Here is a 16,571-nt window from a genome sequence, read left to right as displayed (position 1 = left end):
ACCCCACATGTGTGCCGTCTCACGCACACCCATAACCCTTCAAGTTGTCCAGATCACAGCGTAAATGCCCATTTGGCGTCCATCCTCGAAGCGGCTCAAGAAGCCCGAAGTGGAGCGAAACGCTACCGACTTGGACACAACGCGCCCAAGTGGCCCATGATTCGGCGTTCGTGGCGTTCCGCCTCGCCCCCTCCCCCGGAGAAAGGTGCCGCCATGGCCGCTTACCTGTGCCCGCCTGCCGTGATACACGGCGAACACACCGTGCAGACCAGCCAGATCGTGGCGGAGGTGCGCGGTCGCCACCCCGACGCGGCGTGGGCGCCGCGCATCGACGGCATCGCGGCCAGTACGGGCATCGAATCCCGCGGGTGGATGCTGCCGTTGGAGGCCGCCGTCGCACCCGGCAACGGGGGCGGTCTGCCGGCCGCCGGCATCGGGCCGGCCCGTCAGGCGCTGGCCGGCGACGGGTTCACCGAGCAGGACGTCGACCGCGTGATAGCCGCCCTGGAGGCGATACCCGCGCCGCAGACCGTCCAGGAGCGCACCGCGCCGGCCTGGGCGGCCGTGCAGTCCTGCGGGGAGCGTGCGGCGCGCGGGGCCCTGCAGATCGCGGGCCTGGACACCTCGGACGTCGACTGTCTGATCACCAGTCACTCCACCACCCCGGCGCTGCCGGGGCTGGACGTCGCCCTGGCCAACAGGCTCCCGCTCCGGGACGACGTACTGCTGCTGCCGGCCACGCAGTGGGCCTGCATCGCCGGGACCCGTTCCCTGGCGCTGGCGGCGGATCTCGTGGCCGCGGACCCCGACCGGGTGGTCCTGGTCGTGATCGCGGAGGCGCTGAGCACGACGTACCAGCCCGCGGACGACACCCTGGAGTCCCTGATCGTCCGGCTGCTGTTCGCGGACACCGCGGTCGCCGCGGTGGTCACGGGCCGCCCCCGGCCCGAGTCGACGCTGCGACTGGACGCCTCCTGGAACCACACCCTGCCCGGCACCCAGGACCTGCACCGCCTGGAGACCCGCGAGGACGGCACCCACTTCGTGATGGACCGGCGCGGACCGCGCGCCGTACAGGAGACCGTCACCGCGATGTGGGAGTGGCTGCGCCTGCGCTACCAGGACGACCCCGACTCCTGGCACCCCGACGTCCTGCTCGCGCACCCCGGCGGGACGCGCGTGCTGGAGTACATGGAGCAGACGATGCCCGACGGGTGGCCGTCGGGGCTGCTGGACTACAGCCGGGACAGCTACACCACCGGAAACCGCGGAGGCGCCGCCGTGTTCGACATCATGCGCAGGGCCTGCGACGCCGGGCAGGAACCGGGCAGTCGTGCCGTCCTGTACGCGGCGGCCCCGGGCCTGACGGCCACCGCCCTGGAAGGCGAGTGGCTGTAGGGCTGTCCGGGCCGCGTCACCTCTCGACCGACGCCCAGACCACCTTGCCGGTGTCCGTCCAGCGCACCCCCCACCGGGTGGTGAGGCCGTGCACGACGTGCAGGCCGCGACCGCCGTCGTCGAGGAGCCCGCCCCGGCCCAGCCGCGGTCGGCCGTTGCCCGTGTCACCCACCTCGCACAGCAGCCCCTGGCCGGTCCTGATCAGCCGTACCGTCAGGGGTCCGCCGGCGAAGCGGACCGCGTTGGCGACCAGTTCGTCGACCACCAGCAGCACCCTGTCCTGGGTCTCGTCCCTGATGCGCCACTGCGCCAGCAGCGCGGAGACCAGCGTGCGGGCCCGGGCCGCCGCGTCGACCCGTGCGGGCAGCCGCCAGGTCGCGGTGTCCCCCTTGCGGTAGCCGATCATGCGCGCGAGCAGCAGGGTCACGTCGTCGCGCCGGTGCACGGGCGCCAGCGCGGAGACCACGCGCCGCGCTGCCTCCTGAAGGGAATCCCAGGGGTGCACCGTGGCCACGGCGTCCGCAAGCCTGCCGATGCCCTCGTCGATCGACAGCTCGGGATCCTCCACCAGGCCGTCGGTGTAGAGGGCGAGCAGGGAGCCCGGGGGCGCGGCGAACGCGTGCACCTCGTACGGCTCCCGCAGCGCGAACTCGGCGCCCAGCCCGGGGTGCGTGCGTACGGCGACCGGGCCGGCGGGTCCGCCCGGGGGCATCAGGACCGGAGGGAGGTGGCCGGCGCTGGCCAGCGCCACATGGTGGCCGACCGGGTCGTACACGGCGATGCAGCAGGTCGAGCCGAGGGCGCTGTAACCGGCCGCGAGCCCTGACTCCGCGTCGTCCAGCAGCGCCACCGTCTCGTCCAGGTGCTCCAGCACCTCGTCGGGCGCCAGCCCCGCGGACAGCAGCGCGCGGGCCTCCATGCTCAGCTGCCCCATGGTCGCCGCGGCTCCCAGACCGTGCCCGACGACGTCACCGACCACCAGCGCGGTACGGCCGTCCGGCAGCGGAAAGCTGTTCACCCAGTCCCCGCCGACGCCCGCGCTGTCGGGGGTGGCGGGCTGGTAGACGCTGGCGGTCTCGATGGTGTCGCCGGCGGACCGGGGCAGCAGCCGGCGCTGCAGTGCCAGCACCTGTGTGTGCTCGCGCTGGTGCTGACGGGCCAGGTCGACGTGGTGGGAGGTCCTGGCCACCAGTTCCTGGAGGTCGAACAGCTCGCTGTCCTCGAAGGGGCGGTCCGCCCGCCGCCAGACCTCCGCCACGCCCAGAACGACGGGCGGCGTGCCGTCCAGGACGAGCGGGATGCACGCCACGGCCACCGCCTGGTCACCAGGCACCAGGGCACGCACCAGCCGCGGGCTGCCGAGCACCCGCTCGATCGTTTCCCGGTCGGGTAGGACGATGGCCTGCGCTGCGTCGTCACGCCGTATCGCCTGGGACAGCAGGCGGCTCGCGTCGCCGGGAAGGTCGTCGCCCGGGGTCAGGAAGCCCTCGGGCCACGCCCGGTCCGGCACCAGGGCCGCCCGGCGCAGCCGGATGCGGTCCTGCGGCTGCCCCGTGACCACCTCGCCCGTCCATACGGCGAAGTCGAGGTCGATGGCGGTCACCTCTCCCCAGGCCAGCAGGGACTGTGCCAGGGACTGCGCGGTCTCGCCGATGTCCAGCGAGGTGCCGATCGCGGTCTCGGCGGCGAACAGGTGCAGCCTCCTGGCCATGGCGATCAGCGAGACGGTCAGGCCTTCCTGGGGCGCCGCGGCGGCCAGGATGCTCATCGAGACCACCAGCTCCGACCCGTCACCGCGCCGCAGCCGCTGGACCCGCGCGACATGCGGCTCACCGGTCTCCAGGACCTGCCGCAGCCGCCGCGTGACCGTCGGTACGTCCCAGGGAGGCAGAAGGTCGACGAAGAGTTTCCCGGTCACGGCCTCCACGCCCGCGAAGACGGGGGCGTCCAGGTTGCAGCGGATGATTCTCAGGTCCCGGTCCAGACTGACCGCGCCGAGGATCTGCTCCGGACGGCCGGTGGCCGGATCGCTGTCCCCACCTCGGCGGGCGGCGGCGTCGTCCTGCTGATCGGCGGCACCGTCGGCCGCCGCTCCCTCGCCCGGCATGTACCGCGCCAAAGCGCCGCTGACCATGTCGAACGGCGACGCGGACGATGGGGAGGGGGTGGAGTCCATGCGGCTCTCTCAGCTCGCTCGCCGGCCCCGGCACAGCGCCGGGGTCGTATCAGAACCCGGGCGACAAGGCCCCGAGATTCCTGACCGCACAGCTCATTCAATAACAACCACGGCCGCTTCGCCCACACCAGCGGATCACCCGCCCGGGGCCGATGCGGCCGGCGACCGGCGTTCACCGGCAGCCGTCGCCTGCGCGCGCCGGGCCGCCGCCGGTGCCTCAGGCAGCCGTGCCCGGGTCCGCTCCGATCACGCCCGCGATGATCGCTCCTCCCGTCACAACAGTTCCGGGGCGGTCACTCCGCCCCGTTCAGCAGGTCGGCGAGCATGTCGGGCCGTTCCAGGGCGATGAAGTGGCCGGCCTTCGGCACCTGTGTGAAGTCGGCGGCCGGCAGCAGCAGCCGGTTGGCCTCCCGGTCCGAGGGCCGGGACCAGTCCTGCTCGCCGTAGACGAGGTGGACGGGTGCCTTGATCTCGGGGTAGCGGGAGCGGGCGGCGATGAGGCCGGGCAGGGCCTGGTACACGGCGCGGGCGACGGTCGGGTAGCCGGGGCGGGTGCCCACCTGGAGGAGTTCGTCGACGTAGTCCTCGCGCAGTGCGTTCTTGTCGCCGAGGCCGCCTTGAAGGATCTTGCGGAGGGCGGGCCTGGGCTCCACCCCGGCGATCACCGGCCCCACGCCGGGGGCGAGGACGCCGCTGACGACCACGCGGGCGAGGAGGCCGGAGCGGGCGATCCCGCCGCGGAAGTCGTACGCGTTCACCGCGACGACCCGCCGGACCCGGTCCGGGAGATCGGCCGCCGTGGTCAGGGCGAGCACCGCCCCCATGGACTCCCCGACCAGCGTCACGTCGGTCAGGTCGAGTCCGGTCAGGAGCCGCTCGACGCCCGCACGCATCGCCGGCTCGTCGTACGACGCACCCGGCACGATCTCGGAGTGGCCCATCCCCGGCAGGTCGAGCGCGTACACGGTGTACCGGCCCGCGATCAGCGGGATGAGGTGGCGGAAGTGCTCGGCCTGCGTGCGCACGGTGTGCAGCAGGACCACGGGGGCGCCGCTGCCGGCCTTGAGGTAGCGCAGCTGTCCCTCACGGCCGCCCCGAGGGGGGATCGTGTGGCTGGTGGTCCCCGGGATGTGGATCGTGGGACGTGGGTCCTGGGCGGGCATCTCACCGACTCCTCGTGTGTGAAGGGGGTGTGTGAAGGGGCTTACTTCGCCAGCTGGGCGTACAACCCCGCCAGGTCCCCGGCCAGACCCGCCTTGACCTGCCGCGAGATGTCGTCGGCGAGCACCTCGTACGCGTCCGTCTCGACGCCGTCGAGGGCGAGTCGGGCGACGTCACGGGGGTCGGACTTGGGTGCGTCGACGTCCGCCGCGAGGTCCGTGTCCACGTAACCCACGTGCAGTCCGGTGACACCGATGCCACGCGGCAGAAGCTCCAGGCGCAGGGAGTTGGTCTGCGACCACAGGGCGGCCTTGGAGGCGCTGTAGGAGCCGCCGAGGGCCAGCCAGGAGAGCACGGAGTGCACGTTGAGGATGTGGCCGCCGCCGTTGCGCTCGATGACCGGCACGAAGGACCGGGCGACCAGGAGCGGGCCGTAGAAGTTGGTCTCGAACTCCCGGCGTACGTCGTCCACCGGGGAGCCGAGGAAGGACGCGCCGACCGCGGCACCGGCGTTGTTGATCAGCACGGTGACGTCCTGGGCCTGTGCGGCGGCCGCCGCCACCGAGGCCGGGTCGGTGACCTCCAGCGCCACCGGGACCGCGTCGGGGTGCGTCACGCCGCGCGGATCGCGGGCCGTGGCGTAGACCTTGCCGGCACCACGCTCGTACAGCTCTTCCACCAGGGCCTTGCCTATGCCACGGCTGCCGCCGGTGACGAAAACGTTCGCGCCCTTCAATGCGGTCATGACTACCTCCGGAGAATCGGAAACCGATCGGTTTCCAGCCACCGTAAACCGATCGGTTTCCCAGCGCAAGCCCTGGAAACCGATCAGTTTTCATCCCGTCGGAATCGAGCTAACCTCGCAGGATGACCACCGAGGCGAAGCAGAGCCCCCGAGAGCGGCTGCTTGAGGCGGCGGCCGCGCTCACCTACCGAGAGGGCGTCGCTGTCGGCGTGGACGCCCTGTGCAAGGCGGCAGGGGTGTCGAAGCGCTCGATGTACCAGCTGTTCGAGAGCAAGGACGAACTGCTGGCGGCGAGCCTGGAGCAGCGCGCGTCCGCCTACGCGGCGACGCTCCTGCCCGCGCCGGACGACGACCGTCCGCCCCGGGCGCGGATCCTGCACGTCTTCGAGCGGGTGGAGTCGGAGGCGGACGCGCCCGAGTTCCGGGGCTGCCGGTATCTGGCCGTCCAGATCGAGCTCAAGGATCAGAGCCACCCCGCCAGCCGGGTCGCCCACCGGGTCAAGGAGAGCCTGACCGGCTTCTTCCGCGCCGAGGCCGAACAGGGCGGGGCGAGCGATCCTGACCTGCTGGCCCGTCAGCTCAGCCTGGTCTTCGACGGCGCCAGCGCCCGCGCGGGCATCGGGGCGGACAGACTGCCGGGGCTCGTCGCACCCACGGTGACCACCCTGCTCGACGCGGCGGGCATGCGCTGACACCTCGCCCGCGCCGTACGACGTGATCGTGGGCGTGGGTGACATCACCGGTGACGGCAGGGCCGGTGGTCCGTGATCACGGCCCGGCCGCGGCGGCCTCCCACACGGTGTGGAAGGACAGCCGCAGACAGGCCGCGAGGGCCGGGTGTTCGATGAAGAGGGTGGTGGTGGAGCCCGCGCCGGCCACCGGGTCGGGCATGTCGCACAGGACGAGGGAGGCGTCGGCTATGACGAGTTTCAGCGGCAGTTCGGCGGCGAAGCGGGCCTCCTCCCCGGCGGCGGCGAAACGCCGTACGTGCTCCGCCGTCTCGGGGTCGGCCAGGGCGTCGTCGAGGTAGATCGCCCGGACGGTGCCGCCGGAGTGGTGGAGCCGGCGGACCACCGTGATGCCCTCGGCGTTGTCCGCGGGCGCGACGAACGGCGGTTTGCAGAAGGTGAGAAGTTCGTGCTGCGCCTGCCGCTGGATGTCGGCGAAGCGCTCGGCGATCGCCCTGGGGTCGCGCAGGATCTCGATGTAGTCCAGCGGATCGGTGTGCTCCCGCCCCTGGGAGAACAGCGGCTGCAGCACACCGGCCAGCCCCTGCGAGACCCGCTCCAGGCGGTCGACGGACTCGCGCTGCCGCGCCATCAGCCGGGCGAGGGCCAGCTCGGGCGTGACGGCGGAGTACGTGGCCACGCGGCCGGGGTGAGAGGTGGCCAACTGCCGCCGTATCAGCGCGTCCAGCACGTCGTAGACGCGTTGGCGCGGGACGTCGGCCTCCCGGGCGACCTCGGCGGCCGTGTAGGAACCACGCCTGACGAGCGCCAGGTAGACCCGTGCCTCGTACCGGGCCAGGCCCAGTGACATCAGGTCGTTGATGGTTCCGTCTTCAAGTTCCATGGCTGCACAAGGTACCTGTCTCCGCAGTGGAGTTGGAGGCCAAGGTTTTACCAACCCGCACTGTTCTCTTCGGCAAACTGTCAATAACCTCATGGGTAGCCACCACTGACCGGGGTGGCACCCAACACCATGCCCGGAACAGGGCTCCCCACTCGGCCACCCCCAACGGAAACCGCTTGTCATGCACGTGACATCAGTCATGGCGTGGGCGCTTCCGGCCGCCGACACGGAGCCACCCATCCCCCCACGGAGGGCAGTTCATTGAGTTCTCACCGCAGAAGGAACCTGATACGCCGCGGCGCGCCCGCCCTGCTGTCGGCAGCGGCTCTGCTCACCGGCGGTCTGGCCGTCGCCTCGCAGTCCTCGGCCTTCGCGAACACAACCACCGCGACGCCCACCACCACCACGGTGCACACGCACCGGCTCTGTTCGCAGCCGAGCAGGCCCGGCTACATGGCGTGCCAGGCGGAGGTCCGCACCGACCTCAGGACGCAGAAGTCCCTCGGCCGCCACGACACCCCCAAGGGCTTCGGACCGGCCGATCTGCAGGCCGCCTACAACCTGCCCAAGGACGGCGGCAAGGACGCCACGGTCGCGATCGTCGACGCGAACGACGACCCGAACGCCGAGAAGGACCTGGCGGCCTACCGCTCCCAGTACGGCCTGCCGGAGTGCAGCACGGCCAACGGCTGCTTCAAGAAGATCGACCAGGACGGCGGCACCAACTACCCGGCGCCGGACGCCGGTTGGGCCGGTGAGATCTCCCTCGACGTCGACATGGTCAGCGCCGCCTGCCCGCAGTGCCACATCCTGCTCGTCGAGGCCAAGTCCGCCAACATGGACGACCTCGGCGCGGCCGTGAACCAGGCCGTCAAGCAGGGCGCCAAGTACGTCTCCAACAGCTACGGCGGCAGCGAGGAGGCCGCGGACACCACCTCGGACGACCAGTACTTCAAGCACCCGGGCGTCGCCATCACCGTCAGCTCCGGCGACAGCGGCTACGGCGTCGAGTACCCGGCCGCCTCGCAGTACGTCACCGCCGTGGGCGGCACCTCGCTCAAGAAGGACAGCAGCACCCGCGGCTGGTCCGAGTCCGTGTGGGGCACCTCGGCAGGCGGCAACGGGGCGGGCTCGGGCTGCTCGCAGTTCGACGCCAAGCCGTCCTGGCAGAAGGACAGCGGCTGCGCCAAGCGCGCCGTCGCCGACGTGGCGGCCGTCGCCGACCCGGCCACCGGACTCGCCGTCTACGACACCTACCAGGCCGCCGGCTGGAACGTGTACGGCGGCACCAGCGCCTCCTCGCCGTTCATCGCCGGCGTGTACGCCCTCGCGGGCACTCCCGCCAACGACGTTCCGGCCGCGTACCCCTACGCCCACCCGGACAAGCTGAACGACGTCACCGACGGCGCCAACGGGTCCTGCAGCGACTACCAGTGCAAGGCGGGCAAGGGTTACGACGGCCCGACGGGCCTCGGCACCCCGAACGGTGTGGCGGCCTTCACCCAGTAGCTCCACCGAGCAGTTCCAGCCACGCGACGCGGGCCCAGGTCGATGACCTGGGCCCGTTCGCCGTCACGGCGTCACCAGTTGACGGCGTCGTCCATCGACTGCTGCCAGTAGGTGACCTTCAGCGAGTCGTCGACGTACACGCCCTTCGCGGGCAGCGCCGGACGGGCGCCCTTGCCGACGCTCCCGCTCATCGAGCGGCCCTGGAAGTAGACCGTCAGGGACTTCGCGGTGTGTCCGTTCGCGCTGCTGCCGTCGGTGGCGGACAGGTTCACGGAGGCATACCCCGACTCGCCCGGCTGGAGCGTGACGACGGCCTGGGGCTGCGAGTCCTCGATGACCGGAGGCACGGACTGGGCCTCGCCGAAGCGGACGGCCGGGTAGCCGTAGAGGAAGCAGGTCCGGCTGCCCGTGTTGGTCACCGTGAGCAGCATGTGGTTCACGGGGCGGTTCAACGGGGCCGCGACCGTCTTGGTGTTGGACCCCTCGCAGGTGACCGGCTTGTCGGCGGAGCCGGGCGCCTTCGGCGGGGAGGTGTGCTTGGCGGACCCCGGGCCGGCGGTGGCGGGCTTGGCGCCCGTGGAGCCGGAGGACGAGCCCGACGAGCCCGCGGAGGAAGAGGAGGACCCCGCGGAGGAGTGGGAGCCGGAGCCGGACGACGAGCCGCCGGAAGCAGAGGCGCCGGCAGAGCCAGTCGCGGTCCTGGTGGCGGCCACCGGGGCGCCCTCCGCGCGGGTGCCGGTTGCGTTGTTGCACGCGGTCAGGGAGAGCGCGGCGAGCACCACGGTCGAGGCGGCGCCGATGAAACGGGTGCGGGAGGTGCGGAAGTTGAACATGTGACTGTGCCCCTTCGGTGTTCGGTGGCGGTGGTGATTGGATGACCGAAGTTTGTGAGGCGATCCGTCCCACCTGCCACGCATGGCGGGCAGTTGGGGACGCCGGAACGCCGAAACGTGCTCTGACCAGCTCGAATGCAGTGCTCCTGGAACGGGCGGCTGGAACACGGGGGAATACGGAGGGGTGGGGAAACGGGTGTCGGAGGCGAGCGGGACCGCGCAGACCGAGGCGTTCGCGCGGCTGTTGCGGGAGCTCAAGGACCGCTCGGGGCTCAGCTACGGGGCGTTGGCCAAGCGGCTGCACATGAGTACGTCGACGCTGCACCGCTACTGCAACGGCAGCGCGGTGCCGGTCGAGTACGCACCGGTGGAGCGCCTGGCGAGGGTGTGCCGCGCGACGCCGCAGGAGCTGGTGGAGCTGCACCGGCGCTGGATCCTGGCGGACGCGGCACGAGGACGCAGGACGGAACAGGCTCAGACCGTCGAGCCGGTGGGCCCCGGCCCGGCGGCCTCGCACGGGCCCGACGGGAGCCAGGGCGAGAGCGAAAGGGAGCCGGAGGGCCAGAGCGAGGGCGAACGGGAGCACGAGAGCGAGGGCGAGAGCGAGGCCAGGACCGACGGCGATGAGCCGGTGGTCGTCGACACCCGCGGGCTCACGCCGCCCGGCCGTCCGACTCGCCGCCGTACCGTCCTGATCGCGTCCGCCGCCGCGGCCGCCGTCCTGGGGGTCGTCGCGCTCACCGTGCATCCGGGCTTCGGCGGCGGGGACAACGCAGCGGACCGGCAGGAGGTCGGCGCGGGCGCCACGACCGGCGGCGCGGCGGACTCCGGGACACCGTCGGCCACCTCGTCCCCGAGCCCGAAGGGCCACAAGCCGTCCGCGTCGGCCACCGCCTCCCCCACCGGGTCCGGGACGGCCGGGTCCGGCAAGGGCCAGGACCGGTCCACCGGCGGCTCCGCCACCGGCGCCGTCCCGCTCACCGTCGGCACCCGCCCCTACGTCTACGACAGCCCGTGCAGCCAGCACTTCCTCGTGGACAGCGAACCCGCTCAGGTCGGCCCGCCGGCCGGCGAGGACACCGCCACGCGCTGGGCCGCCGCCTACGGAGCGGTCTCCTCGGGCGAACAGGAGGTCGCCCTCACGGTGCAGGGCACCGGCGCTCAGACCGTCGTCCTGGAGGCGCTGCACGTCCGCATCCTCAGCAAGGGCGCGCCGCTCGCCTGGAACGACTACTCGATGGGCGTCGGCTGCGGCGGCGGCGTCGAGACCAAGTCCTTCGACGTCGACCTCGACAACGGCAGTCCCACGGTCACCGTCAAGGGCGGCCAGCGCGACTTCCCGTACAAGGTCAGCGAGTCCGACCCGGAGGTCTTCTACGTCGTCGCCCACACCAAGGCCCACGACGTCCGCTGGGACCTCACCCTGGACTGGTCCAGCGGCAGCCGCCGCGGCACCGTCCACATCGACAACTCCGGCACCGCGTTCCGCACCAGCGCCGACGCGGGCCGCCCGGGCTACGACTACCCGCTGGGCGGCAGCGAGTGGATCAAACGGGAGAGCTGAGCGTCAATCGGCAGAGTTGAAGCTCAATCAGGAAAGTTGCCGGTCAATCGGGAGGTAAAGGGTTCGGCATCGTCCCTTCAACGGTCTTGAACTGCACATGACTCGTTCGATGGGATGCGCGTAGACCACTCCGGGATCACCACGTGAGACCGAGTCCTTCGCGAACCCGTTTCGCGCATCCACTTCGTGAGACTCCGAATCCAGGGGGATTCATGCACATAGCCCGTATCGGGCTGGGCGTCGCGGCTGCCACGTCCGTCGCCGCCCTCGCGGTCACCGCACTGGGGACCGCCGCGCCCGCCGCCGTACCGCACACCCTGGCGGTACCGGCCGTCGCCGGGCACACTCTGGTCCACGACGTGAGCAGCCCGCTGACCAGCGAGCAGTGCCAGACCAAGTGGCACATCAACTGCTACACGCCGCTGCAGTACCGCAAGGCGTACGACCTCAACGCCCTCTACCGCAAGGGCGTCACCGGCAAGGGCCGCACCATCGTCATCGTCGACTCGTACGGTTCCCCGACCGTCCAGCACGACCTCGACGTCTACAGCCACCAGTTCGGTCTGCCCAGCACCAAGGTGAAGGTGGTCAAGTGGGGGCACGTCCCCGCCTTCGACCCCAAGAACTCCGACATGACCGGCTGGGCCGGCGAGACCACCCTCGACGTCGAGCTGGCGCACGCGGTCGCGCCCGCCGCGAAGATCGTCGTGGTGGAGACGGCGGTCTCCGAGACCGAGGGCACCACCGGTCTGCCGGAGATGATGGACGCCGAGAAGTCCCTGATCGACCACGGCGTCGGCGATGTCATCAGCCAGAGCTTCGGCGCCACGGAGAACACCTTCCCCGGCTTCGACCACGGCGACTTCTCCAGCATCAAGAAGCTGCGGTACGCCTTCCAGGACGCGAACCGCAAGAAGGTGACCGTGCTGGCCGCCTCCGGTGACGGCGGCGCGACCGACCTGAAGCTGGACGGGAAGACGTACTACAAGAAGCGCGTCAACTCCTGGCCCTCCTCGGACCCGCTGGTCACCTCGATCGGCGGCACGCAGCTGCACCTGAACGACGCGGGCGCCCGCGTCAAGCCGGACAGCGTCTACAACGACTACGGCTCCGGCGGTGGCGGCCAGTCCCACGTCTTCACCCGCCCCTCCTTCCAGGACGGCGTGAAGAGCAAGGTCGGCACCCGCCGCGGCACCCCGGACATCTCGATGGCCGCGGCCGTCAACGGCGGCGCCTGGATCTACTCCAGCTACGACCCGACCGCCGTCGGCTGGGACGTCACCGGCGGCACCAGCGAGGCCACGCCGATCTTCTCGGGCATCGTCGCGCTCGCCGACCAGGCGGCCGGCCACCGGGTGGGCAACATCCAGAAGGCCCTGTACGCCCTCTACGCCCACAACGCCAAGGCCAACGGCATCGTCGACGTCAACGACGGCACCGACAACAGCTACCAGGGCGTGACCGGCTACAAGGCCGTCAACGGCTACGACCTGGCGACCGGCGTCGGCACCGTGGACGCCCTCAAGTTCGTCCCGGCTCTCGCCAAGGCGAGCGGCCGCGGCTGACACCTCTCGCACGACACGGACGGCCCGGGTTCCGCACCCGGGCCGTTCGTGTTTCCCGGTCGGCTCCGGTGCTCACGCCACCCCGAGAAAGTGCAGCACCGCAAGGACCCGCCGGTGGTCCGCGTCCGCCTTCGGCAGGTCCAGCTTGGCGAAGATGCTGTTGATGTGCTTGGCCACCGCGCTCTCGCTGACCACGAGTTGTTCGGCGATACCGGCGTTGGACCGGCCGCCCGCCATCAGTTCCAGGACCTCGCGCTCCCGGGGTGTGAGCCGGTCCAGCGGGTCGCTGTGACGGCGTACCAGCAGCTGGGAGACCACCTGCGGGTCGAGGGCGGTGCCGCCCGCGGCCACCCGGCGCAGGGTGGCCGCGAACTCCTCGACGTCCGCGACCCGTTGCTTGAGCAGATAGCCGATGCCGGAGGTGTGGGCCGAGAGCAGATCGGTGGCGTACCGCTCCTCGACGTACTGGGACAGGAGCAGTACGGCGGTCTTCGGCCACTGGCGCTTGACGACCAGCGCGGCCCGTACGCCCTCGTCCGTGAAGCCGGGGGGCATGCGGACGTCGACCACCGCGATGTCCGGCCGGTGCTCCTCCACCGCCGCCAACAGCGCCTCCGCGTCGCCCACTTCGGCGACCACCTCGAAACCGGCCATCTCCAGGACCCTGACCACACCGATCCGGAGCAGTACGGAATCCTCGGCGATCACGGCACGCACGGCAGCTCCACGGCGATGACGGTCGGCCCCCCGGCGGGGCTGTCGACCGACAGCGTGCCATCGACCGAGGCGACCCGCTTGGCCAGCCCCGAAAGGCCGGTCCCGGCGCCGATTCGGGCACCGCCCACACCGTCGTCACGGATGACGACGAGCAGGGTCGTCCCGGCACGCTCCACCGTCACCTCGGCTTCGGACGCCTCCGCGTGCTTGACCACGTTCGTCAGCGCTTCGGAGACGACGAAGTAGGCGACGGACTCGATCGTCGGGGACAGCCGCGCGGTCAGGTCCACCGTCACCCGGACCGGGACCGGCACCCGGGCGGCGAGGCCGGAGAGCGCGGCGTCGAGGCCGCGGTCCTCCAGGACGGCCGGATGCAGCCCCCGCACCAGACCGCTCAGTTCCTCGATCGCCTCCTTCGCCTCGCGGTGCGCCTCGTCGATCACACGGCGGGCGTCCTCGGGCAGGTCGCCGAGGGTGGCCTTGGCGATTCCGAGGTTGACGGCCAGGGAGACCAGCCGCTGCTGGGCGCCGTCGTGCAAGTCCCGTTCGATGCGGCGCCGTTCGGCGTCGACGACGTCCACGAGTCCCGCCCGGCTCTCGGTCAGCACCTCGACCCGGCGCTCCAGTTGCTCGGCCCGGCTGGGTCCGAGCAGGACGGTCGCCACGCGGGTGTCCAGCCGGGTGAGGGCGCCGGACAGCCAGGCCGCCAGGTGGAGCAGGGCGACCCCGGCAGCCGTGAGGTAGGCCGCCCAGGTCGAATACCCGAGGTGCTGCATGCGCCAGTCCAGCGGTACGGCCCAGATCCACACGTAGACCGAGACAGCGGCAATCGCGGCGGCCCAGATGAGGAGCACGAAGACCGCAGCAAGGGAAAGCAGCGGCCCGTCCAGCAGGTGGTACAGGAGCTGCCGCCTTCCCACCGGGGACCGCACCCACCGGTGCGGCCGGGGCCGCCGCCCCTCGTAGGGCGAAGGGATGTCCACGCCGAGCCGGACCCGGAAACGGGCGTGCTGCGCCTCGGTCAGCAGCGGTCCCGCGAGCACCACGGCGGCGAGCGGCACGAGCACCGCGAGGAGCAGTTGGCCCGCCGGGTCGAGGACCGGGAGCAAGAGCAGCCACGGCAGGGCCGCGACGAGCAGCACGCCGAACTGGATCAGCAGGCCCGTGGCGAGGAAGGCGACCGGGCGGCCGACCCCTCGCAACGGCCGCAGGACGAGGCCCCGCAGGCGGGTGACGATGCGCATTGCCGAAACGCTACTGCCCAGGTCAGGGGCGGTCCATGGCGCAGGTGCCCGGCTGGGGGTGCACCTAGTGCCACCCCCACAACGGACAGCTGGGTTACTGACTGTGACCGCCGGTTGACGAAGGCTGGAGGCCGTGCAGGAGAGCCGGAAACACGAGGAGACCGAACCGATGAGCATGCTGATGATCCGTCAGGAGCACGGTGTCACCCGCCGCGTGGCCGTTCCCGGCGCCCGCCGCTGGTACCACCGCTGCCGCACCGAACATGTCCTCGTCGGCTGCGGTCTTGCCCTGCTGCCCTGGCTGGTCGTGCTGGCGAAGGGCCTGCCCGGCACCGCTGTCGCCGCGCACTGGAACACCGCCTGGGTGGGCCTGGACGCCCTGGAGGCGACGGGCCTGATCGTCACGGGACTGCTGGCCGCCCGCGGCCACCCTCTGCACCCGCTCACGGCCTCCGCGACCGCGACCCTGCTGGTGGCCGACGCCTGGTTCGACACGGTGACGGCGGCCCCGGGCAGCGACCAACTCTCGGCGCTGGCCATGGCGTTCGGCGCGGAGCTGCCGCTGGCGGCGGTGTGCGCGGTGGTGGCGGTGCGAGGGGCGGCCCGCCGCACCGGCTGACCGTTTCCACGGCCGTACCGGCGCGCCGGCCCGGCTCAGACCGTGGCCTCTCCGCGGACATCCGTACGCGAGACCGCCAGGTAGCCGACGAAGCCGAGGATGGCGACCGTCCAGGACAGGGTGACCGGGCCGAGGCCCAGCGCCAGTCCGCCCCGGTCGTGGCCCACGGCCATCCAGTCGGCCACGGAGGCCCCGAGCGGACGGGTGATGACATACGCCGACCAGAAGGCGGCCACCGCGTTCAGACCGCCCCAGCGGTGCACGAGGGCCGGTACGGCGATGGCGGCGGCGTAGACGACGGCCGAACCGAGGTAGCCGAGCCCGATCGTGGCGGTGAGGTCGCCCGCGGCGGTGCCGAGGGCGAAGGTGGCGAGGACCGCCGCCCAGTAGAAGGCCTCGCGGCGCCGGGTGTGGATGCTGTGGATGGAGAGGGTGCCCTCGCTGCGGTACCAGAGCACGAAGACGGCGGCCAGCGCCACCATGAAGAACGGCGTGGAGATCAGATACGGCACCCCGAGGCCGACGTGCAGCACATCGGCGGCCATCGTGCCGAACACGCTGACCACCACGATCGCCGTCCAGTAGATCCACGCGACGTACCGGCGGGCGGCGAACTGCACCACCAGGGCGGCCACGAACGCGATGCCGCCGACGCCCACCGCGGGGATCGGGCCGAGCAGGTGCGCCAGCCAGTCGGAGGCCGTCTCGCCCATGCCGGTGGTCAGCACCTTGATGATCCAGAAGTAGACGGTCACCTCCGGCACCTTGCTCGCCGCGTGCCGTACGGGGCCCGCGTGCCGCGCCTGCCGCGAGGGCTGCGCGGGCCGGTCGGAGGTGAGGTGATCTGTGCTCATGGCAGGCACGATGACATGACGAACAGCCGTCGCCACAGGCCCCTTTGCCAGAGTTTTGGCGCTTGTAGTGCACGAGTTGCCCGAGGCCCGTCCGAGCCTGAAAGCAACCTGAACGGGAGGGCGGATGTGCTGGTCAGGGCCGTACGTCGGGTGGTACGTCCGCAAGTCCCGTCGCGCGGCCCTCCTCGTCCCACCGGACCACCAGGATGCGCTCCACCGCCTCCCGGTCGAGGGGCCCGAACACATGCGGGAACAGGGTGCCTTCGGCGACTCCCGGCGGCGGCGCCGGATCCGCCGCCTCCCATACGCACTTCGCGCTCAGCCGTGCCTCGTCGAGCAGCAGCACGAACAGCGGCCGGGGCGCGCTGCCGTAGAACGCGTCGACGACCTTGAGCGTGGTCGCCTCGTCGGGGGAGCAGTGGACGAAACCGTCCTCTGCCAGGGAGGAGGGGGCGTAGGGCCGGTCGGGACTGGCGTTCCACTCGGCGCTCGACACGACGTGATAGATCATGGCCCGGTTATACCCCAGCATCGGGCCACCACCTGTGCTACGGTGCCAAATGGCAGTTTTGGTTACCAGAGGCTTTTGAGTGCTCTTCGACCTTCCGTCGGCG

At 71.4% G+C, this 16,571-nt stretch carries 15 protein-coding genes; 6 read left to right on the top strand and 9 right to left on the bottom strand.

The features are described 5' to 3' along the window. Positions 1 to 213: 213 nt before the first annotated feature. On the top strand, positions 214 to 1,398 hold the full coding sequence (locus tag ACWC1K_RS00360) for a type III polyketide synthase (protein ID WP_450827462.1): 1,185 nt from the start codon (positions 214 to 216) through the stop codon (positions 1,396 to 1,398). 16 nt (positions 1,399 to 1,414) lie between these two features. Here the strand turns inward: ACWC1K_RS00360 and ACWC1K_RS00355 are convergent, their stop codons facing one another. The 3 genes from ACWC1K_RS00355 to ACWC1K_RS00345 form a co-directional block, all read right to left on the bottom strand. Then, positions 1,415 to 3,574, bottom strand: coding sequence for a SpoIIE family protein phosphatase (locus ACWC1K_RS00355; protein WP_450827460.1), 2,160 nt, complete (start codon positions 3,572 to 3,574; stop codon positions 1,415 to 1,417). Positions 3,575 to 3,867: 293 nt separating this feature from the next. Next, on the bottom strand, positions 3,868 to 4,737 hold the full coding sequence (locus ACWC1K_RS00350) for an alpha/beta fold hydrolase (protein ID WP_450827458.1): 870 nt from the start codon (positions 4,735 to 4,737) through the stop codon (positions 3,868 to 3,870). A gap of 41 nt (positions 4,738 to 4,778) precedes the next feature. Beyond that, a complete protein-coding gene (locus tag ACWC1K_RS00345) occupies positions 4,779 to 5,480 on the bottom strand; it encodes an SDR family oxidoreductase (RefSeq protein ID WP_351473390.1) in 702 nt (233 codons plus the stop codon). A 122-nt stretch (positions 5,481 to 5,602) separates the two neighbouring features. On the opposite strand from ACWC1K_RS00345, the gene ACWC1K_RS00340 reads away from it, so the two are divergent. Next, a complete protein-coding gene (locus tag ACWC1K_RS00340; RefSeq protein WP_450827456.1) occupies positions 5,603 to 6,172 on the top strand; it encodes a TetR/AcrR family transcriptional regulator in 570 nt (189 codons plus the stop codon). A gap of 76 nt (positions 6,173 to 6,248) precedes the next feature. Here the strand turns inward: ACWC1K_RS00340 and ACWC1K_RS00335 are convergent, their stop codons facing one another. Beyond that, positions 6,249 to 7,052: a TrmB family transcriptional regulator gene (locus tag ACWC1K_RS00335; protein WP_450827454.1), complete on the bottom strand. Its 804-nt coding sequence runs from the start codon at positions 7,050 to 7,052 to the stop codon at positions 6,249 to 6,251. Positions 7,053 to 7,313: 261 nt separating this feature from the next. Between ACWC1K_RS00335 and ACWC1K_RS00330 the strand changes: the two genes are divergently transcribed. Beyond that, a complete protein-coding gene (locus tag ACWC1K_RS00330; protein WP_450827452.1) occupies positions 7,314 to 8,561 on the top strand; it encodes a S53 family peptidase in 1,248 nt (415 codons plus the stop codon). A 71-nt stretch (positions 8,562 to 8,632) separates the two neighbouring features. Here ACWC1K_RS00330 and ACWC1K_RS00325 read toward each other — a convergent pair whose 3' ends face one another. Then, positions 8,633 to 9,394, bottom strand: coding sequence for a DUF4232 domain-containing protein (locus tag ACWC1K_RS00325; RefSeq protein ID WP_450827450.1), 762 nt, complete (start codon positions 9,392 to 9,394; stop codon positions 8,633 to 8,635). Between the two features lie 196 nt (positions 9,395 to 9,590). Here ACWC1K_RS00325 and ACWC1K_RS00320 point away from each other — a divergent pair, with 196 nt between their 5' ends. After that, a complete protein-coding gene (locus ACWC1K_RS00320; RefSeq protein ID WP_450827448.1) occupies positions 9,591 to 10,958 on the top strand; it encodes a helix-turn-helix domain-containing protein in 1,368 nt (455 codons plus the stop codon). A 212-nt stretch (positions 10,959 to 11,170) separates the two neighbouring features. Next, positions 11,171 to 12,523: a S53 family peptidase gene (locus tag ACWC1K_RS00315; protein ID WP_450827446.1), complete on the top strand. Its 1,353-nt coding sequence runs from the start codon at positions 11,171 to 11,173 to the stop codon at positions 12,521 to 12,523. A gap of 72 nt (positions 12,524 to 12,595) precedes the next feature. Here ACWC1K_RS00315 and ACWC1K_RS00310 read toward each other — a convergent pair whose 3' ends face one another. Together ACWC1K_RS00310 and ACWC1K_RS00305 are read right to left on the bottom strand one after the other, a co-directional pair. After that, the gene (locus tag ACWC1K_RS00310) at positions 12,596 to 13,240 is read right to left on the bottom strand and encodes a response regulator (protein ID WP_450827444.1); all 645 of its coding nucleotides are present in this window, start codon (positions 13,238 to 13,240) and stop codon (positions 12,596 to 12,598) included. Continuing rightward, positions 13,228 to 14,484, bottom strand: coding sequence for a histidine kinase (locus tag ACWC1K_RS00305; RefSeq protein WP_450827442.1), 1,257 nt, complete (start codon positions 14,482 to 14,484; stop codon positions 13,228 to 13,230). Before ACWC1K_RS00305 ends, ACWC1K_RS00310 begins: the two co-directional genes overlap by 13 nt. 169 nt (positions 14,485 to 14,653) lie before the next feature. On the opposite strand from ACWC1K_RS00305, the gene ACWC1K_RS00300 reads away from it, so the two are divergent. Then, complete coding sequence (locus ACWC1K_RS00300; RefSeq protein ID WP_450827440.1) at positions 14,654 to 15,103, top strand: hypothetical protein; 450 nt, start codon at positions 14,654 to 14,656, stop codon at positions 15,101 to 15,103. Positions 15,104 to 15,138: 35 nt separating this feature from the next. On the opposite strand, the gene ACWC1K_RS00295 is transcribed toward ACWC1K_RS00300, so the two are convergent. Beyond that, positions 15,139 to 15,957, bottom strand: a complete 819-nt coding sequence (locus tag ACWC1K_RS00295) for a COG4705 family protein (RefSeq protein WP_450827438.1) — start codon at positions 15,955 to 15,957, stop codon at positions 15,139 to 15,141. 133 nt (positions 15,958 to 16,090) lie between these two features. After that, on the bottom strand, positions 16,091 to 16,468 hold the full coding sequence (locus tag ACWC1K_RS00290; protein ID WP_450827436.1) for a DUF952 domain-containing protein: 378 nt from the start codon (positions 16,466 to 16,468) through the stop codon (positions 16,091 to 16,093). Between the last annotated feature and the right edge of the window lie 103 nt (positions 16,469 to 16,571).

The organism is Streptomyces sp. NPDC001492, from assembly GCF_053597275.1.
Note: the sequence above shows the minus strand (reverse complement) of the source record. Positions and strands in the feature narration are given on the sequence as shown.